The sequence below is a fragment of the Shewanella sp. GXUN23E genome (assembly GCF_050865035.1).
Lineage (GTDB): Bacteria > Pseudomonadota > Gammaproteobacteria > Enterobacterales > Shewanellaceae > Shewanella.
Genome location: NZ_JBOZWP010000006.1, coordinates 34890 through 56749, shown reverse-complemented (window position 1 = coordinate 56749; position 21860 = coordinate 34890). Strand labels below are relative to the sequence as shown.

19 protein-coding genes are annotated in these 21860 nt (G+C 54.4%); 6 read left to right on the top strand and 13 right to left on the bottom strand.

What is annotated here, in order from left to right:
* Positions 1–31: 31 nt before the first annotated feature.
* The 5 genes from ACRRUX_RS07725 to codB all read right to left on the bottom strand — a co-directional run bounded on the left by ACRRUX_RS07725 (position 32) and on the right by codB (position 5212).
* A complete protein-coding gene (locus tag ACRRUX_RS07725) occupies positions 32–823 on the bottom strand; it encodes an HvfC/BufC family peptide modification chaperone (protein ID WP_432528874.1) in 792 nt (263 codons plus the stop codon).
* A complete protein-coding gene (gene bufB / locus ACRRUX_RS07720) occupies positions 811–1701 on the bottom strand; it encodes an MNIO family bufferin maturase (RefSeq protein WP_432528872.1) in 891 nt (296 codons plus the stop codon). Before bufB ends, ACRRUX_RS07725 begins: the two co-directional genes overlap by 13 nt.
* A gap of 120 nt (positions 1702–1821) precedes the next feature.
* Entirely contained in the window at positions 1822–2283 is a 462-nt protein-coding gene (bufA2, locus tag ACRRUX_RS07715) for a BufA2 family periplasmic bufferin-type metallophore (protein ID WP_432528870.1), read from the bottom strand.
* A 404-nt stretch (positions 2284–2687) separates the two neighbouring features.
* A complete protein-coding gene (locus ACRRUX_RS07710; RefSeq protein WP_432528868.1) occupies positions 2688–3965 on the bottom strand; it encodes a cytosine deaminase in 1278 nt (425 codons plus the stop codon).
* An 8-nt stretch (positions 3966–3973) separates the two neighbouring features.
* Positions 3974–5212 (bottom strand): cytosine permease, encoded by a 1239-nt coding sequence (codB, locus tag ACRRUX_RS07705; RefSeq protein WP_432528866.1) that lies wholly within the window; start codon positions 5210–5212, stop codon positions 3974–3976.
* A 361-nt stretch (positions 5213–5573) separates the two neighbouring features.
* Here codB and ACRRUX_RS07700 point away from each other — a divergent pair, with 361 nt between their 5' ends.
* Positions 5574–7697 carry an FUSC family membrane protein gene (locus ACRRUX_RS07700; RefSeq protein ID WP_432528864.1) on the top strand — a complete coding sequence of 708 codons (2124 nt, stop codon included), beginning with the start codon at positions 5574–5576 and terminating at the stop codon, positions 7695–7697.
* A 249-nt stretch (positions 7698–7946) separates the two neighbouring features.
* Here ACRRUX_RS07700 and ACRRUX_RS07695 read toward each other — a convergent pair whose 3' ends face one another.
* From ACRRUX_RS07695 to ACRRUX_RS07675, 5 genes are all read right to left on the bottom strand, one after another.
* Positions 7947–8705: a helix-turn-helix domain-containing protein gene (locus ACRRUX_RS07695; protein WP_432528862.1), complete on the bottom strand. Its 759-nt coding sequence runs from the start codon at positions 8703–8705 to the stop codon at positions 7947–7949.
* Positions 8706–8745: 40 nt separating this feature from the next.
* Positions 8746–9276, bottom strand: a complete 531-nt coding sequence (locus ACRRUX_RS07690; protein WP_432528860.1) for a YbhB/YbcL family Raf kinase inhibitor-like protein — start codon at positions 9274–9276, stop codon at positions 8746–8748.
* 488 nt (positions 9277–9764) lie between these two features.
* Positions 9765–10907, bottom strand: coding sequence for a membrane-bound lytic murein transglycosylase MltC (gene mltC, locus ACRRUX_RS07685; protein WP_432528858.1), 1143 nt, complete (start codon positions 10905–10907; stop codon positions 9765–9767).
* Positions 10908–11072: 165 nt separating this feature from the next.
* Positions 11073–12596 (bottom strand): hypothetical protein, encoded by a 1524-nt coding sequence (locus ACRRUX_RS07680; RefSeq protein ID WP_432528856.1) that lies wholly within the window; start codon positions 12594–12596, stop codon positions 11073–11075.
* A gap of 792 nt (positions 12597–13388) precedes the next feature.
* Positions 13389–13583, bottom strand: coding sequence for a YheV family putative zinc ribbon protein (locus ACRRUX_RS07675; RefSeq protein WP_432528854.1), 195 nt, complete (start codon positions 13581–13583; stop codon positions 13389–13391).
* Positions 13584–13802: 219 nt separating this feature from the next.
* Between ACRRUX_RS07675 and ACRRUX_RS07670 the strand changes: the two genes are divergently transcribed.
* Entirely contained in the window at positions 13803–15725 is a 1923-nt protein-coding gene (locus tag ACRRUX_RS07670; protein WP_432528852.1) for an ABC transporter ATP-binding protein, read from the top strand.
* Positions 15726–15765: 40 nt separating this feature from the next.
* On the top strand, positions 15766–16212 hold the full coding sequence (locus ACRRUX_RS07665) for a TIGR02444 family protein (RefSeq protein ID WP_432528850.1): 447 nt from the start codon (positions 15766–15768) through the stop codon (positions 16210–16212).
* On the opposite strand, the gene ACRRUX_RS07660 is transcribed toward ACRRUX_RS07665, so the two are convergent.
* Both ACRRUX_RS07660 and ACRRUX_RS07655 read right to left on the bottom strand, forming a co-directional pair.
* Complete coding sequence (locus tag ACRRUX_RS07660) at positions 16191–17813, bottom strand: GMC family oxidoreductase N-terminal domain-containing protein (protein ID WP_432528848.1); 1623 nt, start codon at positions 17811–17813, stop codon at positions 16191–16193. The genes ACRRUX_RS07665 and ACRRUX_RS07660 overlap by 22 nt on opposite strands.
* Before the next feature lie 13 nt (positions 17814–17826).
* Positions 17827–18321: a TAT leader-containing periplasmic protein gene (locus ACRRUX_RS07655; RefSeq protein WP_432528846.1), complete on the bottom strand. Its 495-nt coding sequence runs from the start codon at positions 18319–18321 to the stop codon at positions 17827–17829.
* A 165-nt stretch (positions 18322–18486) separates the two neighbouring features.
* Between ACRRUX_RS07655 and ACRRUX_RS07650 the strand changes: the two genes are divergently transcribed.
* The 3 genes from ACRRUX_RS07650 (at position 18487) to ACRRUX_RS07640 (ending at position 20662) form a co-directional block, all read left to right on the top strand.
* Positions 18487–19464 carry a hydrolase gene (locus ACRRUX_RS07650; RefSeq protein WP_432528844.1) on the top strand — a complete coding sequence of 326 codons (978 nt, stop codon included), beginning with the start codon at positions 18487–18489 and terminating at the stop codon, positions 19462–19464.
* A complete protein-coding gene (locus ACRRUX_RS07645; protein ID WP_432528842.1) occupies positions 19458–19706 on the top strand; it encodes a YheU family protein in 249 nt (82 codons plus the stop codon). The genes ACRRUX_RS07650 and ACRRUX_RS07645 overlap by 7 nt, the downstream gene beginning before the upstream one ends.
* 68 nt (positions 19707–19774) lie before the next feature.
* Complete coding sequence (locus ACRRUX_RS07640; RefSeq protein WP_432528840.1) at positions 19775–20662, top strand: phosphoribulokinase; 888 nt, start codon at positions 19775–19777, stop codon at positions 20660–20662.
* A 203-nt stretch (positions 20663–20865) separates the two neighbouring features.
* Here the strand turns inward: ACRRUX_RS07640 and ACRRUX_RS07635 are convergent, their stop codons facing one another.
* Positions 20866–21639, bottom strand: a complete 774-nt coding sequence (locus ACRRUX_RS07635; protein WP_432528838.1) for a sel1 repeat family protein — start codon at positions 21637–21639, stop codon at positions 20866–20868.
* Positions 21640–21860: the final 221 nt, after the last annotated feature.

Sequence of the window (21860 nt, the reverse complement as noted above, 5' to 3'; positions counted from 1 at the left end):
AAGCTGACACCAACCGCTCGGTTATACCAAGTCAATAATCCAACCTGCTGATCAGCCCCATATCAAACCAGGCTTTCAGCGACTCCAGCACCTGCACCGGCGCTTGCTGCTCATCGACATAAGCCAGCATAGCTTCACACAAAGCAGCAAAATCTTCACCACTGAGAACGGCTTGCAGCAAATCGGTTTGCCAGGGAGCCAGCGAAATAAATTCCGTCAGCCGGGAATGGCCGCGCCAGATAAGCCAGTCACGCCCGGCACTATAGTCCGCAGCCGGAACTTCAGTACCGTGCCTGAGTGCCTGCCAGGTTTCCACCGCATTACTGTGGCAGTGAAACAACTGCACACTGGGATGCAGGCGCAAACGCACCTGCGGCCAGAGCTCTGCGGCAAGCTGAGTCAATTCACTGAAATCAGCTCGGGCAGCATCGGCGGCATCAAAGGCCACCAGCAACAATCGCTCAAAACGGGCAAGCTCGGCCACTATCGGGTACTGGCTGAAATAGCTGTCACTGGCCAGGAATGCCGGCAGGGGATCGCAAAAATGCCGCAGCGAACGGTGATGTGACGGATGCGCGGCAATAAAATCCGTGGCCAGGCGTTCAAACAGCTCGTCGCCCAGATAAAACCCCAGCTGCTCGTGATCGTTTTCGATCACCTCTGTCAGGCGGATCCGATAGGCGTTGGCGTAGATATCCAGCCGGGTATCGGCACTGACCTCCCCCTGTTTGGCCACCAGCGCTTTAGCGGCCTTGCGGGCTTTACCCTGAGGGTTGAGCAGAAACTGCATCAAGTGATCCTGAGTTTGCTTCAGACCCGGCATAGTTGCTCTCCATTGACGGGCATTGCTGTCAGTGACAGAGCTTGATGTGGCAGCGTTTGGCAGGCAATATCCCGGGCGATTTGCAACTCCGCGGCAAGTTGTAGAAATTCGGGAATATTGGCATCGCGCTCTATCATGGTACTGACCGCGCCAAAGCGCTCCAGCGCCCTGCGGTACAGTTGCCAGACACTGTCAGGCACATCATGGTCATGGGTGTCTATCACATAGTCACCATAGTCTGAATGCCCCGCAAGGTGGAACTGCTGCACCCTGGCCGGATCGATATGGTTCAGATAGGTTTCAGGCGCGAAACCATGGTTGCGGGCACTCACATAAATATTGTTGATATCCAGCAAAATCAGGCTGTCAGATGCCCTGGCGACTTCACTGACAAAAGTCCATTCATCCATGTCGCTGTCCTGGTAGGAAAGGTAACTGGAGACATTTTCCAGCAATATCTGCCGCCCCAGAAAGTCCTGCACCTGCGCAATACGCTGCGCCACATGCCTTACCGTTTCCATGGTGTAGGGCAGTGGCAGCAGATCATGGCTGTTAATACCATGAATACCCGTCCAGCAGATATGGTCTGAAATCCATCTGGGATTGACTTCATTGGCCAGGGTTTTCAGTGCCTTGAGATAATTCATATCGAGTGGATCGCTGCTGCCAATGGACAAGGACACCCCATGCATCACCAGCGGGTATTGCTCACCTATGGCCTGCAGGTAATATCTGGGTTTGCCACCTGGCACCATATAGTTTTCACTGAGGATTTCAAACCAGTCGATATCCGGTTGATGCTTGAGAATATAGTCGAAGTGTTTGGTTCTCAGGCCTAGGCCAAATCCGAGAAACTCCCGTACTGCGTTATGTGTCACCCCCACACCTCCAACTAAAAACAAATATGATTTGGCGCAGTTCATCACCCTAACGCTGGCAACCCGGGTTGGCAAAAACAGGCTGACATACAGCGTCAACCTGTTGCTCCGGGGCCAGACTCAGGCGCCGACCTCACCACCCATGTCCGCGCAGGATTTGGCGGGGGTGGCAACAAAGCCACTGCCTTTACAGCTGGCGTGACCGGCACAGGCGTTGTCCGCCGTTTTACAGTCGTTATGCCCCTTGCAGACATTCACACCATAACAATGTACCAGATCCGATTGGGCAATCTGGCCAACCCAATCATCTTTAATGGCGCCGCCCACGTCCTTACAGCTTTTGGATGGCATAGCCACGAACCCTGAGCCTTTACAGCTGGCATGACCACCACAGGCATTGTCTGCCGTTTTACAGTCGTTGTGACCTTTGCACACATTCACACCATAGCAATGCACCAGGTCCGCCTGACCGGCAACCGTGGGGGATGAGGTGGTTTCCGCAGTCGCATTACACCCGGCCAATCCGGCCATGGCCACCGCCATCGCCGCACCAGACAGTAGGGTCTTTGTCTTATTCATCATCGCAATTCCTGTTTATAGTGAAATTCCGGTTCCTCTGAGGCTGTACCGACCACCCGACTGGCGCTGCCGCACAATGAACCCGCATGATCAGACCGTCTGCTGTGAGATGAACTTTCAGATAACCGCAGAATATTCATCCATCACTGACTCATACAACATAATCCACCAGCCAAAAGCCCGCCAATGAACACCGTAAATACCGCTGAGATAGGAATGAATAAGGAAATGACTGTAAGACAAAAACATTATTGGATAACCGGTCGTCAGAATATTTAACCGGCAAAATATCTCAATGCTTGCAGCTTAAATAGGCAAAAAGCCCCGCAGCGTTGAAAGCGCGGGGCTTTAAGGAGATTGTTCAGCGCCTTTGAGTCAGTGTTAAAACTAACTGCCGGACATGCATATCAGCGCTTGAAGGTCACGGTTTCCGTGGTCTCCAGATGCAGCACAGTAGTAGCCGGTTGCGTCTGGGCAATCACCTTACCGTTACGCACTGAATAGCGTACCGGCACCTGACGGCGCAGGGCGTCGAAGTCGTTCTCCGCAGGCAGAATAAGCAGGTTAGCTGCTTTGCCCTCTTCAATACCGTAAGTGTCCTGCAGATTCAGGGTGCGGGCAGATTTGCTGCTGATCAAATCCAGTGACTGATTCAGCTGGTCATACCCCATGATCTGACACACATGCAGCCCCATATGCAGCACCTGCAGCATGTTGGCTGTGCCCAGCGGATACCAGGGATCGAACACATCGTCGTGACCGAAGCAGACATTGATGTTGGAGGCCAGCATCTCTTTTACCCGGGTCACACCGCGGCGCTTGGGGTAATCATCGAAGCGGCCCTGCAGGTGAATGTTCACCAGCGGGTTGGCCACAAAGTTAATGCCGGACATACGCAGCAAACGGAACAGACGCGATGCATACGCACCGTTATAGGAGTGCATGGCGGTGGTGTGGCTGGCGGTGACTTTCTCGCCCATGTTGTACTTGTGCGCCAGCGCGGCCACAGTCTCAACAAAACGCGACTGCTCATCGTCAATCTCATCACAGTGCACGTCGATCAGACGGTCATATTTGCGCGCCAGCTCGAATACATAATGCAGTGATTCCACACCATATTCACGGGTGAACTCGAAGTGTGGAATGGCGCCAATCACATCGGCGCCCAGCTTCACCGCCTCTTCCAGCAGCTCTTTGCCGTTGGGGTAGGACAGAATACCTTCCTGCGGGAATGCCACAATCTGCAGGTCGACCCACGGCTTCATCTCTTCTTTCACTTCCAGCATGGCTTTCAGTGCAATCAGTGTTGGGTCAGACACATCCACATGGGTACGCACATGCTGCACGCCGTTGGCAATCTGCCACTTCAGCGTCTGTTTGGCACGGGCCTTCACATCCTCAATGGACAGCATGGCTTTGCGCTCAGCCCAGCGCTCAATCCCTTCAAACAGGGTGCCGGAGATGTTCCAGCTTGGCTCACCGGCGGTCTGGGTAGTATCCAGATGGATATGCGGCTCACAGAAAGGTGGGAGCGCCATACCGCCTTCACCATCCAGCACAGGAGCGGAGGTATCCAGCTGCACATCATTGTCAGCAATGGCGACAATCCTGCCGCCCTCGACCAGAATTTGTTTGCTGCCTTCCTGGCCGCGGATCACCACGTTTTTAATCAGCAAATCTGACATGTCTTTTCCTATTGCGCAGCTGCAGTCTTAAGCAGACGCACCTGCAATGAATCCAGTACCAAATAACTTAATGCGCCGCCAATCACCGCATTCAAGGGCACTATGCCCGGCAGCAGGTGTCCAGCCGCAATACCGATGGCGACACCGGCAATCGCTGCCCAGTTCACCGTGGCAAACTGCGCATTGGCAAAGTCTTTATAACGCTCACGATGGCGCAAGAAGTCGGCGATGATGATACCACCAATGGGTGGAATGGCGGCGGACAGGAAAGTCAGCCAGCCAACAAAGTTGTTGTACAGCCACAGGGCGCACAGGGTGCCGATAATGCCATTGGCCACCGACAGATATTTGCTGGGCAGGCCGGTGATATTGGCAAACCCCAGACCCGAGGCGTACAGGGCGTTATCGTTAGTCGTCCAGATATTCAGCCCCAGCACGATAATGGCCGGGATCAGCAATCCCTGCATCATCATCACTTCAGAGATATCTGACTGGCCGGTGGCCGCGCTGCCTGCCGCGCCAAAGATAAACATCAGACTGTTACCGATAAAGAAGGCCACCATGGTAATGACCACGGCCGCTTTCGGGCTGCGACCAAAGCGCACAAAGTCAGCAGTCAGGGTGCCGGCTGAAATAAACGAGCCCACCACCAGCGCCAGCGCCACAGAGAAATCCAGTGGCTCAGCCGGGGTAATCGCCTTAATACCTTCGATGCCACCCACACTGTCCACCGCCTGCAGCACTGAGTAACCACCCAGCAGCGCAATCGCCGGCACGGCAATGGCTGACAGTATCATCAAAGCGCCAATACCAAAGTACACAGTCGCCGTCATCGCCACACCGGCAACGGCAATCAGAATGTAGGGGTCAATGCCTGTGGCTTTTTGAACCGGCAGGGCGAACATGGCCACGCCCACACCAAACCAACCGACTTGAGTGCCACCAAGAATAAGAGAAGGAAGCCAGGAGCCTTTGAGGCCGAAGGAGAAACGAGCCAGGAGATGAGTAGAAAGGCCAGAAGAGGCGCCGATGTAACCGAGGAAAGAAGTGTAGATACCGAGGAGCAGATTACCAATGAGAACAGCGAGGAAGAAATCATCAAACGGGAGCCCTGTCCCCAATGTCCCCCCGGTCCACATGCTCGCCGAGAAAAAGGTTAACCCCAACATCACCATCGTCAGGGACAGCACTCCTTTGCGCGCAGCATGGGGAACAGGCCCCAGGCTGTAGTTGTTATCAGCCGCCATAGTACACCTTTATAGTAGTAAAAATTGTGTCCGGGACTGCTCGCCCAGGTTCCCCTGACAAGCCTCCCGCCCGATATACGGGCAAACGGTGCGGCATTCTATGGACTTCCCACCCAGAGTCAATGTGAACAGAAGTTAATTTACCTAAACCGGATGAAGTTCACAAAAGCAAAGCCTAATACAGGCTGACAGCTCACAGGACGCCGCACTCAGGATTTGACCTGTAACAGGGGCTGTAGCGTGGTACAGCATAGCGGCAAATTAAATTGGTTAAATCTGTCCGGGGTTCACACCTTTGACGCTGAAAACACTGCACAATCAGTGCTAAAGTAGCGCTATCTTTGTCCCGATAAGCAACACCATGACCCAGGCAGCTTTTCCCGGCGGCAACCGCGCCCGGTTTACCCTGAAAAACCTCCAGCCAACCATTCGTAACCTGTTAAATTTAAGGGCTAATATTGCCGCTCTGAGTTTTTTGAGCTGCGCCCTGCCACTGTTTTTTCTCGGCCACTACACCACAGGTATCGCCCTGTCTCTGGGCAGTATCGCCTGCCATTTGGGAGACAGTGCCAGCGTTACCCGACACAGGCTGCAGGACTTTGTGCTGTGCACCCTGCTGTTTTTGCTGCACAGTTACCTGACCATAGTGCTCTATCCCCTGCCCTGGGTTTATGGCCTGTATCTGGCGGGCAGCAGCTTTATTCTGCTGATGCTGTCCGTCTTCTCACCCCGCCTCGGTGCCGTGGGTTTCGCCACTGTACTGGCCGGCATTTACACCATGCTGATCTATCAGCCGGGCCTTGAAGACTGGCACTTGCCGGTGGCGCTGACCGCCGGCGCAGTCTGGTATGGGCTGTGGCAGTGCTTTGCACTGTGGCGCTGGCCGGGCCGCGAAGACCGGGATTTGCAGCACGAGCTGTATCAGGAACTGGCACAGAAACTGATTTCCCACACCCGCCCGCTGCTGCCCGGCAGTTACCGGGAGACCTTCGTGGTCACCGCCAAGCTCCGTGCGCTGTACGCTGGCAAGTACAACTCGCTGCAACAGAAAATTCAGCAGCGCCTGACGGCAGGCGAACAAAGCGAAGAGCTGGGCTGGTTGCTGGGCAGCCTCAACACCGCCGACCGTATTGCCGAGTTGACCCGCCTGCTGCACTTTGCCCCCGGCGCCGCCTTCCAGAAACAGCATGAAAGCTGGCTGGCCTCAATCCATGAGCTGTCCGGAGAACTGGCGCAGCGTTTGCGCATTGCCAAACCCAAGGCCAAAAACCTCAGCCTGCCAATGGAAAAGTTTGATGCATTGCGCCAGAGCATCACTCTGGACACCACTGAGCTGGGCAGGGAGTTTCGCCACGAATACCTCCAGACCCTGGCGGTCATCGACAAGCTGGAGCTGATCAACATCGCCCTGAGCCAGCTGGAGTCGGGCTATCATGCGCCAGCCGGTACCACAACCCGCAGCAATGCATTGGCACAGTCATCAATTGCCGTGCTGTGGCAGAAATTCAGCAGTCAGCTGACGTTGAGATCCAACCATTTCCGCCATGCGGTAAGGGCCGTATTCAGCCTGACCCTGGGCTGGGTACTGGTCACGGCCCTGCATCTGGAGTTCGGCTTCTGGACCCTGATGACCAGCCTGCTGGTGCTCAAGCCCAACCTGGCACTGACCTGGCCCAGACTGCTGCAACGTCTGAGTGGCACTATAGGTGGCCTGGCGGTGGTGGCACTGATGCAACACTGGCACATCAGCGATCCCTGGCTGGTAGTCACCTTTACCCTGGCAGCCATCGGCTTTTTCCACACCGCCAACCGCATCTATGGCGTAGGGGTATTTTGCGTCACCCTGTTTGTGTTCTCCGGCTTTGCCCTTAGCGGTCATGGCGATGGTATTTTGCTGCCCCGTCTGGAAAACACTCTGCTGGGTGTGGCGCTGCCGGTGCTGTGCGTATTGTTTATCGCGCCTGAGTGGCAAAAACGCGCGTTTCCCACTCAATTGCTGGCCACCGTCAGCGGCTACCTGAGTTATCTCACCGCACTGCGGCAATCACTCAGTGATGCGGCCGCCGAGCCCAAAGGACTGGATGACAGCTTCAAGCAATGCGTGCGTAACGACACCAACCTGTTCGACCATTGGCTTGGCTATCTGGCGGAGCCCAGACCCAAAAATGATATCGCCGAGGTGATCCTGCTTTGCTGCCATGGCTCAAATATCATCCTGCGTCTGTTTACCCTGCTCAACTGGCAGTCGCGGGACCTTAGCGCCGATGAAGCGCTGTTGACCGAGCTCAATGCCACCATAGCAGTGTTTGAGCACTGGCAAAGCCGGCTGCAAAAAGATGCCAACTCACCCTATTTCTTCGAGGTCATGCGCCAGCATCAGAATGATATTCGCACCCGTCTGCAGGAAATTGAGCAGCAGGGCGAGCAACTGGATACCGCCAATATCCTCAGTCTGCTGCGCAAAGAGGTCGAAGCGCTGGTTTGATCCGCCTCATCAAACCAAAGACCTTTCTAGGATCTGAGCCAGGCATGCCCAACCGGCATGTCTGGCTATTAACCCTTTCGTCTGAGTGACGCTTCAAAGCCTCAGCCAGGCAACGGCGCTGCAACAGCGGGCCATTGAACTTGCCAGACAACAGGGATTTGAAAGCTGGGAGATATGGGAGCCAGGTGGCCCGGAATGATAGCTGCAGCCCTCAAAGACGCAAAGAACTGCAACGACCAGCACAATGATTCACGCCAGAGTCTGCTGATATTCTCTTGGACTCAGACCAAATGTCTGTCTGAATCGCGCAGCAAAGCGGGATTCTGACTGGTAACCACAGGCCAGTGCCACATCCAGTTGACTGCGGAATTGCTGCAGTAACGACAGCGCATGCACCATGCGCACCTCAGCCAACAGCTCCCGGAATCCAGTGCCTTCGCTGGCTAACTTGCGGATCATGGTGGCGCGGCTCATATGAAAATGCTGACAAACCAGTTCGAGCTTATGCTCCCGGGCCGGCTCAATGGCAAGATACCGGCTCAGCCGATCTCTGAGCGTTTCATTGGCGCTGGGGTACAACAAACCAAGTGCCCCCTGCTGTCGAAGCTCGGCATACAAACTGAAGAGCAAGTGCTTCTGGGCCGAATGGCACAGGGCAGGCATGGAAAACAAGGTATTAAAACACCAGGCGAGATTGTCACTGACCGCAACCTGTGGTGGCAAGGATTGCTGCGATGGCGTCAGCCAGTCTGCCGGAGGCGGTGCCAACAACCCCAGACAACGGGAGTAAAACTCGCGCTCTGTGGGTTGATTGACGAATGTCAGATATTGCCCGGCGGGGATCAGCAGCCACTGCCGGCGGGAGAAAACCAGCTGCTGCTCATGCCACCACAACAGCTTTTGTCCCTTCTCGACCCAGATGATAGTCGGCATATGCATCAGCACATTGCGCAGTGGCTGACGCTGAACACCGGCAAACACGCTGGTTTGAATGAGTTTCTGACTCATGTTGTCAGGCTGCCTCCTGTGGATTGATTAAAAACGGCAATCAGGGGGTAACATAAGTCGCGGTCAGGGTCGCCTTGTCCAGCGCTTTGGCATTGAGCAGATACCCCACCAGCGCTGCTGACGCATTGGCCGGCAATTCCAGCCTGGCATCTGGCAGTGCCCAGACCGTAAACTGGTATCTGTGCATGCCGTCACCCGATGGTGGGCATACACCGCCAAACCCCTTATTACCGTAATCGTTGGTCAGCTCGTCTGCGCCCTGAATATGACCCGAAGCATCGCGCTTCAGACTATGAACACTGGCTGGAATATTAACGACCTGCCAGTGCCACCATCCGCTGCCGGTCGGCGCATCCGGATCATAAGCCGTTATGGCGTAACTGCCGGTGCCGGCGGGCGCCCCCTGCCAGCTCAACTGTGGCGACTGATTGCCGCCACTGCAGCCAAAACCTTTGTAGGCAAAGGTGTTGGCCATGGGAGAGCCTTCCTGAATATCCTGACTCGAAATAGTCATGGCTTGGGCCGCAAATGCGGTAAATGTCAGTAACGGCAGTAAGTATCGGGCTTTCATCCTGGTGTCCTCCAATCGTTGATGGACACAGTCTAGGACTTATCGACAGGGACAAGCCAAACACAAAAGCTCAATAGCAGCTGAATTTAAACAGTTAATGAGACTTTCTGCAACAAGACTGCAGAGACCATGATTCACAGTACATTTGTGACCAAGCCGCCAAGTGCTTTGTGCCCATGAGACAGGCATCATTCAAACTCCCCGGCTCATCCCCTGCAATCTGCCCGAGGCTCTGACAAAGCCGCTGTACAGATGACCTCCTCAGAATCCGGGATTCACAGTGATCGCGCTGACGGCAAAGCCGTCAAATGCTTTCAGCCCATGAGACTCAGAGCATTTAAATTTCTCAGTTCCCCCCCCTCCTGCAATCTGCCCGAGGCGCTGACAAAGCCGCTGAAGCTGTTCAGTCCATGAGTGTAGCAGCGCTAAATGATTGGCTGGACAGGTGATAGCAATGCAGTCAGAACGCTGGGCTGGCAGCAGGAAGACTAAAGGTTGCCGGCGTTAAACTCTTTCTGAAAATACAACACCTTCTGCAAATACCGCCGCGCCTCCGCCTTGGGATGCTCAGTAGTGAGCGCCTGATAGACCTGGGTCGGTGACAGGGCATTGAGCTCACGCATTGCCTGTTTACGGTCACGGTCAAAGGTCGACAACACGCCGCCGGTGCCGCCGTTATAGGCAGATATCATGGAGTAATGCCTGGTGGTGGGGTTCACCACCTCCCGCAAATAACGATTCTTGAGGATATGAAAATACGCTGCGCCGGTATCGATATTGTTGGCCGGATCGAACAGGTAATCCCGGGTGGGGATGTCGTTGCGATTTTTCACCAGCTTGAATACATCAGCACCGGCCGTTTTGGGGATCACCTGCATCAGCCCATAGGCACCGGCATGACTGACTGCATAAGGATTGAAACTGGATTCCGTCTTGATGATGGCGTAAATCAGATCTTCATCGATTTGATAGCGGCGCGAGGCCTCGCGGATCAAGTGGGCGTACTGGTATTCACGCTGACTCAGGTGATCCTGCACCATGTCGATTTCCACATAATAGGCGTGCCCCTTTTTCAGCCGTTTCATGGTCAGTCGGTTGTTCAGCAGATACTCGGCAAAGCGATTGGCGCGCCATTGCCACTCTACCGCTTTGCCATCCTGATCAACAACCTGCCCAAGCAAAAACGGTTTGCCGGACATCACCACCTTTTTATCGCTGAACAGATCGACTTTGCTGGGATCGGCGGGCATCAGCAGCGTCTCGACAATCGCATTTTTCAGCCTGGCTTTGGGCTGATACTGAGCAACCGTACTGACCCAGATTTTGCCCTTGTCAAAGTCGATATGGGCGCGGGTGCGATAGCCATCAATGTACTTCACGTACTGGTGCTTGCTGGCCACCAGATAGTCATCTTCGCCCCACTCTTTTTTCACCTGAGTAGCGAAGTATTTAATCAGTTTTTCAAAGGCTTCTCTGTCTTTCGCCGGTGGCACTGTCACGGCAGGGCGGGAGCTGGAAGGTGGTTGATTCACCTGCGGATGCTCGCACACACAGGTTACAGGTTGCTGCGCACAGGCAGACAACAACAGCGGCAGCAGTAACAGCCAGAACTTATTCAAAACGTTGGTCATCTCTTGCAAAAAATAAAGCCGGGGAGTGCAAACAAAAACGGGTCGCAATTATCCATATGCGACCCGCTGCTGAATATTATGAAACCGATAAAATGTGAGATTACCCGTGACCTCAGGTAAAAAGCTGTTGGCCAATACCCAGCTCATCGGCCAAGGTCCGCAGTATCATGCCTGTCCGCTGACGCCAGCAGTGTCTGCTGCATCAACAGCAGTTTCAGACACCACAGCAGTGGCTCCCTTCTCGGCAATCAGTCGGCGCAATTCCCGGCGCAGATAGAAACTGGCCAGCGCCAGCATCACCCCGGTCACGGCGGCAATCAGCGCCAGAGAACCAAACCAGATAAGCGCCACCAGCCCGACTGTACTGCGGCTGACTTCGTTGGCGTTCTCCTTGCCGGTTGCGTACATGGCAATGCGGTATACCTGATTCTGGTTGATCAGATGATTGATCTGGGTATTCAGCAAGCGCTGTTCATTACGCAGTTTGAAAATCTCTTCATCAAACTTGAACACCTGCTGACTGATACGCTCCAGCTCAACCCGCTTGCCCGCTTCATATTCGGCAATTTCCGCCAGACTGCTCTCATGCAGATTCATAAATTCCTTCTGCTCGGAGCGCGCCTTGGCCACGATATTGTTTCTCAACTTGGCATTCTGGTTGTAGCGACTCTGAATTTCAGCCTTTTTCTCGTCGATGCGCTCGTTGATATCCTTGATGCGGCGGTCGTATTTGCCGTTCACAAATTCAATTTGCTGACGCAGCTGATCTTCCATCAAAGATTGTTTCTCCAGCGCACCGCCACCCAGATAGCCGGTGGTAATAGTCGCCAGCATCTGCTCTTTGTCCTTAATCAGCTGACGATATTTTTTCTCAACCGACGCCTCGGTCAGGAAGCTGGCATCATCCATCTCCCGCTTCATCTCGGCCTTGAGGGATTCCAACTCCGCCAGCAAACGATCACGCTCTTCTTTACTGCCGGAGACGTTGCTGACCACAGTGCTGGTAAAACGCTCTTCTATCAGCACTTTTTCTTCATTCCAATCTTTGTAGTAACCGTCACGCACCGCCATCAGCTCGGCGATTTCCTGTTTCAGCTTGGGTTCAAAGTTGGCATTGATAGCGGCCAGCTGTTGATTCTTGCTGGACTCAATGCGCGCCATATTGTCATTCAGCACCTGCTGCGCCTGGGCATCCTCGGCAGCGACCTCGGCAACCAACTCTTCCTCGGTAAATTTCTGCACATGGGCACGACGTTTCTCCAGCAGTTCAATCTGGGTGTCAACGTTGAGGATTTCGTTCTTGCGATTGTCGATGGCGCGACTGAGATTGGAGAAGTTACGTTCAAAACCATTGAGCATGGTTTCAAAGGTAATCAAACACAGGAAAAACACGAAAAACAGGAAGATGCTGCGCCACCACAGGCTTTTGGTGGCCATAAAGGCGAACACCAGCGGGATTTTACACAGCTCGACTGCCGCCACCAGCAAAAAGGGCAAACCGGCTATCAGCACGGCTGAGCTGCTGTCGATAAAACTGACATTTTCGTAGGAAGAGACTGAATTAAATGCCGAAACCGACATCAGGATGGAGATGGTAAAACCGATAAATACGGCAATCACTTCCACCGTCCAGGCCAAACGGATCAAAAACCTGGAGTAGTACTGAATGTTCTGCTGTTCGTCTTGCATGCCACATAACCTTTTTACATGCAGCTGACGGGACTTCCCTATCGTCCGATAGTTAAGCTGCTTTTATTATACGATCCCAAGCGATCGCGACTTCAGCTTCACTCGTAAGAAACCGGCCAAAACCAGACAGCCTAAATTTCGTCGCCACAGGGTAAGCATCTTCAACAGCAATATCCGGCCACAGACACAGAATCTCCCCTGTCCATTGCCGGGACAGGAGCAACAGACTTTTCTGAAATGTCAGGGAAATCGGATATTTGAATGGCTCACGCAAACGAATGAACCTGCGATGCCGCTAACATACAGGATTAAATCCTGTTTACGCAACATTTAAGAAACATTTAACCAACAATGTAAGTTCAGGCTGTCCGTCATAAAACGCGATATAAACCAATGGCCAGGGTTGCCATAAAAATCGCCAGGGTGCAGATGCGGTGCCGGGAAGCTCCGGGCAAATAACATGCAGGACAGAAGTAATTAACGACTGAGAAAGTTCGAAACCGGCAAAGTTAACAGGTTCGACTCAGGCGGATTGCCCGCCCCGGTAAAAGAATCAAAAGTGGCCTCAAACAAGAGCATCAACCGGCAGCCATTGAGAAACCGGCACGGAGACACAAAGCCCGATGTTCACCGGAGCTCAGACACCTGAAAACCAGCAGACTCTGGGCTGCGGATACTCAGGTATTGATATTCAGGCCCCCGGATTTTCAGACTCAGAATATTCAGGCACCCGGCGAACAAGCCGCCCGGATCTGATAAGGCCTGCGCAAATGTGCTCAGGCGTCCACCGGCTCAGGGTTTGAAAACCCCAATAACATCTCCACCGGCTTTACGGCTGACCTCTTCAGGCGCCTGAGTTTCACGGTAGTCACACTCGGTACACTCGACAGTTTCCACCCCGTTTTCCTTGAACAACATAATGCTGTCCAATGCCTGGCACTTGGGGCAACGGGCAGCGGCGACAAATCGCTTCTTGATTCTGGTCATATATACAATCCCTGATATTTTTCCGGCAATTTTGCCATAAGCAGACTAAAAGCAATACGTTATCTCATCGACACAGACGGCATGAGATCTGCCCATCCAGTTGTCACCATAAAACGCGCAGCGGCAACAGACACACTTATAACCGCCGGCTTTGCCGCTCCCCGGGCTTTAAGCTATTATGCCGCCCAACCATGTTCCCCCCGGCAAGAATACCGACCCATGATCACTATTACCGATGCCGAACTGATCCGCGGCAACAAAACGCTTTTGTCAGACACTTCGCTGACCATCTATCCAGGCCACAAGATCGGCCTGGTTGGCGCCAATGGCACCGGCAAATCTTCGTTGCTGGCGCTGATCCAGGGCGACATCAGTCTGGACAAAGGCGACATCCGCGTGCCCTCCGGCTGGGCTATGGCATCGGTTGCCCAGCATACACCGGCGCTGGAAGTCTCCGCGCTGGAATATGTACTGGACGGGGACAAAGAATTTCGCCAGCTGCAGGCTCAGCTTGCCCATGCTGAGCAAATCAACGATGGCAACGCCATTGCCACGCTGCACGGCAAACTGGACGCTATTGGTGGTTACAGCATTCGCGCCCGCGCCGGCGCCCTGCTGGCGGGCCTGGGATTTTCCGAAGCCGAACAGGGGCAGCCGGTCAAAAGCTTCTCCGGTGGCTGGCGTATGCGTCTGAACCTGGCGCAGGCACTGCTGTGCCGTTCCGATCTGTTGCTGCTCGACGAGCCCACAAACCACCTGGATCTGGATACCATGTACTGGCTGGAAGGCTGGATCAAAGCCTATCAGGGTACCCTGGTGCTGATCAGTCACGACCGCGATTTTATCGACGGCATTGTGGATGAAATTGTGCATCTTGAGCACCAGAAGCTGAATTTCTACAAAGGCAATTACTCCGCCTTTGAACGTATCCGCGCCGAGCGTATGGCGCAGCAGCAGGTGGCTTATGAGCGTCAGCAGCGCGAACGTGCCCATATGCAATCCTTTATCGACCGCTTCAAGGCCAAAGCCAGTAAAGCCAAACAGGCTCAAAGCCGGGTAAAAGCCCTGGAGCGCATGACCGAACTGCTGCCAGCCAAGGCTGACTCACAGTTCACTATGGCATTTCGCGAGCCGGACGCTCTGCCCAATCCGCTGGTGAGCATGGAGCAGGTATCCGTCGGCTATGGTGACAAAGAAGTGCTGAAAAAGGTGCACCTGAACCTGGTTCCGGGTGCGCGTATTGGTCTGCTGGGTCGCAACGGCGCCGGTAAATCCACCTTAATCAAGCTGCTGGCCAGCGAGCTGCAGCCGATGACAGGTCAGTATGAAACCAATGCCGGGCTGAACATTGGCTATTTTGCCCAGCACCAGATTGACTATCTGCGGATGGACGACAGCCCATTGCAACATCTGATGCGTCTGGCACCGGATACCCGCGAGCAGGAGCTGCGTGATTTTCTCGGCAGCTTCGGCTTCCAGGGCGATATGGCGCTGCAACCGGTTAAGCCGTTCTCCGGCGGCGAAAAGGCGCGCCTGGTACTGGCGTTGCTGGTGTGGCAAAAACCCAATCTGTTGCTGCTCGACGAACCCACCAACCACCTGGACTTGGAAATGCGCCACGCGCTGACCATGGCGCTGCAGGGATTTGAAGGGGCCATGGTGATCGTCTCCCACGACAGACACCTGCTGCGCCTGTCCTGTGATGATTACTATCTGGTGGATGGCGGCGAGGTTACTTCCTTCAGCGGTACGCTGGAAGACTATCATCAGTGGCTGCTCGATGCGGCCAAGGCGGCCAAAGCCGACGCAGCGCCCGCAAAGACTTCGGCTGCGCCGACTGTGGATAAAAAGCTGCAAAAGCGTCTGGAAGCGGAACTGCGCCAGAAACTGTCACCCATGAAAAAGCAGCAGGCTAAGCTGGAGTCCCAGCAGCAAAGCTGCAATGACCGCCTGGCCGAGCTGGAAGCCATGCTGGCAGATACCTCGCTGTATGACGCCGACAACAAAGCCAGACTGACTGACGTGCTGAAAGAGCGGGCGGAGCTGACCAACACACTGGAAGAGAGTGAAATGGCCTGGCTTGAACTGCAGGAAACTATTGATATGATGGAGCAGGAAGCGGCCACTGCCGTGCTGCAGTAAGCCAGCTTCAGATCAATCAAAGTAACGTCAAGGAGAGCTCGTGACACCTTTGGATCAGCGCCTCTGGCAACAGTGTGATCTTCATTACGCCAAACACCGGGAGCTTTGCCTGAGTCTGCAAAACCAGCATCAGGTCAATGTCAACTTACTGCTGCTGGCCTGGTATCTGGATGGCCGGCGACTGGGGCTGGACAGCTCGCAGTGGCAGGAAGTGACCCAACTCATAAACCGCTGGGAGGGCCGCCTGCTGGTGCCTTACCGCCGGCTGCGGCAACTGGGAAAAGCCAGGCTGCCAACGGCTGAATATCACAAAATGCTGGATGTTGAGTTATCACTGGAGCGCAAGGGCCAGAATCTGATCCTCAAATGGCTGGGGCGCCAATCACTGACGCCCCATCACAGCAATCTTGAGCACTTTCTGCAGCAATATGACCTCGATCTGCTGGCCGTCGCTGATTTTCAGCATCAGGAAGACGCCGTCGCCTGAGGCCTGCCACCACCCGCCGTCAGCTCTGCTGCCAGGCGGGTGGCATTGCGCGCGATAATACCATAGATAGTCAGCTGTGGATTGGCCCCCAAACTGGTGGGGAACAGCGAGCCATCCATCACCGACAGATTTTCCAGATAGTGACTGCGGCCATCACTGCCCACCATCGCCTGCTGCTTGTCTTCCCCAAAGGGACAGCCGCCCATCACATGAGCTGAGGCCACCACAGTGCGCAGCGGTGCCAGCGACATATCAGCTATCGCCTGCTTGGCCTGCCGCCAGGAACTGGCAAATGTCATCCCTTCTGAAATCGGCAGTACCTGTTTGGCTCCGGCAGCAAATTGCAGCTCCGCCATCGAGGCAAATGCCGAGCGCGCGGTATCCCAGAACGTCCGGGTCAACGGATAGTCCAGCGAGAAACTGCCATCGGCTTTTACCGACAGCTGACCGCCGCAAAGCTCAGGATGGAAGCCATCGCGCACCAGCGCAATAGTCACCTGCAGCTGATTAAACTGCTTCATCAGCTCTGCGTGAGAACTGCCGTATCCCAGAGTCTTCGAGGCCAGCAATACAGGGTGCAGTGGCGGAACCTCCAGTTTGTAGCCGGGCATTCCACCAGCGCCATCGCGCCAGACAAATTGATCTGAGTAAATGGATTGAGGTGCGCCACTGTGGGCACTGATGGTTTCATCAAACAGGGCGCCACTGAGCAGAGTCGGATGCAGGAAAGTACGCTTACCCAGCAGCTCATAGGGATCAGCAACGCCTGAGCGCATCATCAGGGTTGGGGTGTGAATGGCGCCACCGGCCAGAATGTAATGCCGGGCCTTGAGCATCAGCTCGATACCGGTTGGCTGCAGCGCTTCGTTCAATGCCTGCGCCCTGATCCCATAGACCTGGTCCTTGTGATGCTCAATCTGCACCGCTTTAACCCGACTGAGCAAGCGACCGCCGCGGGCCAGCATGGCGGGTACTGTGGTCACCAGCATTGACTGTTTGGCATTAACCGGACATCCCATGCCGCAATAACCGGTATTCCAGCAGGCCGCCACATTGCGTTTGATAACGGTATAATCCCAGCCCAGCTGCTGACAGCCCTGTTTGAGTTTGTCGTTGTTGGGATTGGGCGGCAATGCCCACTCCCGGATCGACAGCCGGGCTTCCATGGCATCAAACCAGGGTGCCAGCGATTCGCGGCTCAGACCAGTCACGGACTTGTATGTTGCCCAATACTCCAGTGTGGGCTCCGGGGTTCGAATAGAAGTGGTCCAGTTGATGGTGGTCGACCCGCCGACCGCCCGTCCCTGAAAAATCCCAATCGCCTTATCGGCGGTTTTCATCGACGCCGCCTGCTGATACAGATTGGGATAAGCGCTGCGCTCCTCCATATTGAAATCTCTGGAGGATTTCAGCGGCCCGGCTTCAACCAGAATCACATCAAGCCCGGCTTCAGACAATATGTCTGCAGCGGTTCCGCCACCTGCGCCGGAACCAATAATCACCACATCAGCTTCCAGCGTCTGCGACTGGGCAATACTGCTGCCATCGAGATGTCGCCAGCCCTGACTCAGGCCTTGTTCAATCGGATCTGCTATTGCCATCCTTGCGTCCTTGTTAGATTGCGGGTTTGGCGTAATGTAGCAAAGGCCAGTGCTCAGGGCAGGCATAGAAACTGGCCATCACCAGCTCACGCAGCCCGTAATACGCCTGTTGCTGCAGCTGCAAAAAGGCATCCCGCCACCCTTCAAGCATGCTCCCAAGCTGCTCTGGCGTGCGCATCAGCAAAGGTGTCATGCTGCCGGTAAGCACCAGAGCGCCGAGACGATTTTCCAGCGCAGACAACAGCACCTCCAGTTCCTGTTGCTGCTCTGACGGCAGGACCGACAACGTCTGCGCAATGGCATCCAGCGTGCGGTTAATGGCCGCCTCACGGGGAACTGGCATTAATGGCAGAGCGCCATCAAGCAGCACCGGGATGACCACGGCAAACAGCTCGCGGTGATCATCAGCGGGCGCAGCACCCTCAAGTGCCGGCTCATAGATTACCATTCCCACAGCCAGCGCTGTGGTGACGGCAAACGCCCCGGTCAGAAAGGTTCTTCTTTTCATCGCCTCATCCTGTGGCCGAAAAACAATTACCCAATTAAACACACGTTTTAATATCCGGCAAGAGCCTGCAGTGAAGTGCGCGCCATCAGATTGACATGCTGTTGTGACGCCGTGAGTCAGGTATAGTGCAACCAGTCAACAATCAGAAGTGATACAGACAAGCTTATGAGTTCAAGACCGTTTTCTCCTCCGTGGTGGGCCAGAAGTCCTCATATTCAGACCATTTTACCTGTACTGACCAAAGTGCCGCGCCCCGCATTACGCAGAGAGCGGCTGGAGCTGGATGATGGCGACTTTATCGATCTGGACTGGTGTGGCACTGCGCAAAACGGTGACGCCATTGTGGTGCTCATTCATGGCCTTGAAGGCAACTCTGACTCCCATTACGCCAGACGTTTGCTGCAGCGCTGCCAGCACCATGGCCTGACCGCCACAGTACATCACCATCGCAGCTGCTCGGGGGAGCCCAATCGGCTGGCCCGCAGCTATCACAGCGGCGACACCGCAGATGTGGCGATGACATTAAACACCTTGCGCAGTCGCTTCCCCGATTCCCCTCTTTATGCCTGTGGCTACAGCCTGGGCGGCAATGTACTGACCAAATATCTGGGAGAGCAGGGTCAGCGCAGCCTGCTGAGCAAAGCGGTGGTCGTCTCGGCGCCGTTACGATTGGATGCCTGCGCGCAACGATTGCAAAGCGGCTTTTCCCGGGTATACCAGTCCTATCTTATCCGCCAGCTGCAGGCCAAAACCCTGGCCAAGATTAATCATCCGCGGCTGAGTCGCCAAATGCCGATTACCGCCGATATCGTTGGCCGCCTGACCAGTTTCCATCAGTTTGACAATGCAGTCACCGCGCCTTTGCATGGTTTCAGTGATGTCGAAGATTATTATCGACGGGCCAGTGGCATGCCGTTTCTGGGGAATATCACAACCCCGACCCTGATCATTCACGCCTGTGACGATCCTTTTATGACCGATGCGGTTATCCCATCCCCCGAAGTGCTGTCTGATGCGATTACCTACGAATTACATCCCCGGGGCGGGCACGTCGGCTTTATCAATGGTGGCCTTCCCTGGCATCCAAGGTATTATCTCGAACCCAGAATTTTGAGCTTTTTGACCGGAGACTCTCCATGCTGATCCCATACAGCGCCTTACAGCAATTACCTGCAGATACCCTGAACAATCTGATCCGTGAATATTTGCTGACTCAGGTCGAAGATGGCGGCTTTGATGCCCTGTCTGATGATATGTTGCAAACCGCAATAGCCCGCTGCCGTGACGCCCTCAGGAAAGGTGAACTGGTCGTCGAATATGGCGAAGAAGACGAGTCCATCGCAATCCGCAGCCGCGACCGGGTGGTTGGTCAGCAACCGGGATGAATTGACCTTTACGTCACCGCTGCCGTATAACAATCCATAACTCATAAATAAAAAAGCAGGCAATAGGAATGTCAGCGAAACACCCTATTATCGCGGTGACAGGTTCTTCGGGCGCAGGAACCACTACCACCACCACCGCCTTTACCCATATCTTCAGACAGCTGGGGATAAACGCCGCATTTGTTGAAGGCGACAGCTTCCATCATTACACCCGGGCAGAAATGGAAGTGATGATCCGTAAAGCTCAGGCAGAGAATCGTCATATCAGCTATTTCGGTCCTGAAGCCAACGACTTTGCCAGACTGGAACGATGCTTCAGTGACTATGGCAGCAAAGGCACAGGAGAAACCCGCGCCTATCTGCATACCTTTGATGAAGCTGTTCCCTTTAACCAGATGCCCGGCACCTTTACCCAGTGGAAACCACTGCCGGAACACACCGACATGCTGTACTACGAAGGTCTGCATGGTGGCGTGGTAACCGATGATGTCGATGTGGCCCAACATGTGGATCTGTTGATTGGCATGGTCCCGATCGTCAACCTCGAGTGGATCCAGAAAATCGTACGGGACACTGAGGATCGCGGGCACACCCGGGAAAAGGTGATGAACTCCATCGTGCGCAGCATGGATGACTATATCAATCACATCACGCCGCAATTTTCCCGTACTCATATCAACTTTCAACGGGTGCCGACCGTGGACACCTCCAACCCATTCAGTGCCAAGGGGATCCCCAGCCTGGATGAGAGCTTTGTGGTGATCCGTTTCCGCGGCATAGAGAATGTCGACTTTCCCTATTATCTGACCATGATTGAGGGCTCGTTTATGTCCCGCATCAATACCATGGTGGTACCGGGTGGCAAAATGCCGCTGGCGATGGAACTGATCCTGACTCCGTTGATCCGCGACTTGCTCGAAAAGCGCCGGCAACTGCTCAGCCCCACCAGCGAGTAAATCCAGCTATATCAGATTAAGATTGATTTAAGGGGGCTGAATTAAGCTTCATGTCATCGGGATTTCAGTAGAAATACTGATAGTTGGCTTACTCTGAGGACGGATTTCCCCCATCTTGATCTGTTCGCCTCCAAAGTTTTGCCAACACTCCCGATACAACAAAAAAATGCGCTCATTGAGCGCATTTTTTATGTCCAGGGTTCTCACAACAGTGGGATAACCTCACGGTAAGCGCGCTTTTGCAGGTAAAACTGCAGTCGCTGCTGAAACTCTGCAATATCCGCCACTTCCGGTCTTTGTCTCAGTGCATCAATCGCTTTTTGCTGGGTAGATACGGCGGCGGCAAAATCGCCGGTTTCTGCATAGGCCGCCGCCAGATTATCCAGCACTGAGGGATCATGCTGATCCTTCTGCAACAGCGCCAGTGACAACTCCACCGCCCGGGCACCATCACGATACTGACCTTCAGGACAGGTCGCCAGAATCCAGGCGACATTGCCCAGTGAAACCTGATCGCCGGCATGATTAAAATGCTCTACCGCCTGACCACAGTTACGCGCAATACCATCGCCCCCGGCTCCGAATATCAATCCCAGGCGAAAATAGGCATGGGGTTGACCAGCCTGTGCCAGCGCCTGATACCAGGTCACAGCCCGGGCCAGATTGCGGGGCACCACCTTGCCGTCATAGTATAGGTCTGCCAGGGTTTGCATCGCTTTCACATGATTGGCAGACGCGGCCTTTTCGACCCACTCCAGTCCCTTTCCGGCATCCTGCTGTACATAGCGGCCAGACAAATACATGAGCCCCAACAGATACTCAGCTTCAGCATCGCCGGACTGCGCATTCAATTCGATAAAGGCCACCTTGGTCGCCACTTTTTCAGCCTCTGGCTGGGGTATTGCAAATCCCCAGGCCCATTGACTGACCGACAGCAGTGCGGTTACTGCAGCCGCTACTTTCCATCGTTTCGCCATGTCATTACCTCTGATGCTCATGCGGTATGATACTTCCGTAACAAGTTAGCCAGAATTCATCGGGCAAGTCGAGCCCTTCCCTGCCAGCTAAAATACAATTTGTCTAACGCACCGGGTCATAAAGTCCCAGCAAAGGTTAAGATGTGATACACCCTGCAGAGTTCACCGAATCCTGTGGTGTAAGTGGTCTGTCGAGTTGACTAATATCACTAAAGTAGCAG

What these genes read in the sequence shown, in the direction of transcription:
- ACRRUX_RS07690 (WP_432528860.1), bottom strand. Translation starts at nt 9,276, where the DNA reads ATGAAAGCCCGATACTTACTGCCGTTACTGACATTTACCGCATTTGCG.
- ACRRUX_RS07725 (WP_432528874.1), bottom strand. Translation starts at nt 823, where the DNA reads ATGCCGGGTCTGAAGCAAACTCAGGATCACTTGATGCAGTTTCTGCTC.
- ACRRUX_RS07655 (WP_432528846.1), bottom strand. Translation starts at nt 18,321, where the DNA reads ATGAAAAGAAGAACCTTTCTGACCGGGGCGTTTGCCGTCACCACAGCG.
- ACRRUX_RS07700 (WP_432528864.1), top strand. Translation starts at nt 5,574, where the DNA reads ATGACCCAGGCAGCTTTTCCCGGCGGCAACCGCGCCCGGTTTACCCTG.
- ACRRUX_RS07670 (WP_432528852.1), top strand. Translation starts at nt 13,803, where the DNA reads ATGATCACTATTACCGATGCCGAACTGATCCGCGGCAACAAAACGCTT.
- ACRRUX_RS07635 (WP_432528838.1), bottom strand. Translation starts at nt 21,639, where the DNA reads ATGGCGAAACGATGGAAAGTAGCGGCTGCAGTAACCGCACTGCTGTCG.
- bufA2 (WP_432528870.1), bottom strand. Translation starts at nt 2,283, where the DNA reads ATGATGAATAAGACAAAGACCCTACTGTCTGGTGCGGCGATGGCGGTG.
- ACRRUX_RS07675 (WP_432528854.1), bottom strand. Translation starts at nt 13,583, where the DNA reads ATGACCAGAATCAAGAAGCGATTTGTCGCCGCTGCCCGTTGCCCCAAG.
- mltC (WP_432528858.1), bottom strand. Translation starts at nt 10,907, where the DNA reads ATGACCAACGTTTTGAATAAGTTCTGGCTGTTACTGCTGCCGCTGTTG.
- ACRRUX_RS07645 (WP_432528842.1), top strand. Translation starts at nt 19,458, where the DNA reads ATGCTGATCCCATACAGCGCCTTACAGCAATTACCTGCAGATACCCTG.
- ACRRUX_RS07680 (WP_432528856.1), bottom strand. Translation starts at nt 12,596, where the DNA reads ATGCAAGACGAACAGCAGAACATTCAGTACTACTCCAGGTTTTTGATC.
- ACRRUX_RS07710 (WP_432528868.1), bottom strand. Translation starts at nt 3,965, where the DNA reads ATGTCAGATTTGCTGATTAAAAACGTGGTGATCCGCGGCCAGGAAGGC.
- ACRRUX_RS07695 (WP_432528862.1), bottom strand. Translation starts at nt 8,705, where the DNA reads ATGAGTCAGAAACTCATTCAAACCAGCGTGTTTGCCGGTGTTCAGCGT.
- ACRRUX_RS07640 (WP_432528840.1), top strand. Translation starts at nt 19,775, where the DNA reads ATGTCAGCGAAACACCCTATTATCGCGGTGACAGGTTCTTCGGGCGCA.
- ACRRUX_RS07650 (WP_432528844.1), top strand. Translation starts at nt 18,487, where the DNA reads ATGAGTTCAAGACCGTTTTCTCCTCCGTGGTGGGCCAGAAGTCCTCAT.
- codB (WP_432528866.1), bottom strand. Translation starts at nt 5,212, where the DNA reads ATGGCGGCTGATAACAACTACAGCCTGGGGCCTGTTCCCCATGCTGCG.
- ACRRUX_RS07660 (WP_432528848.1), bottom strand. Translation starts at nt 17,813, where the DNA reads ATGGCAATAGCAGATCCGATTGAACAAGGCCTGAGTCAGGGCTGGCGA.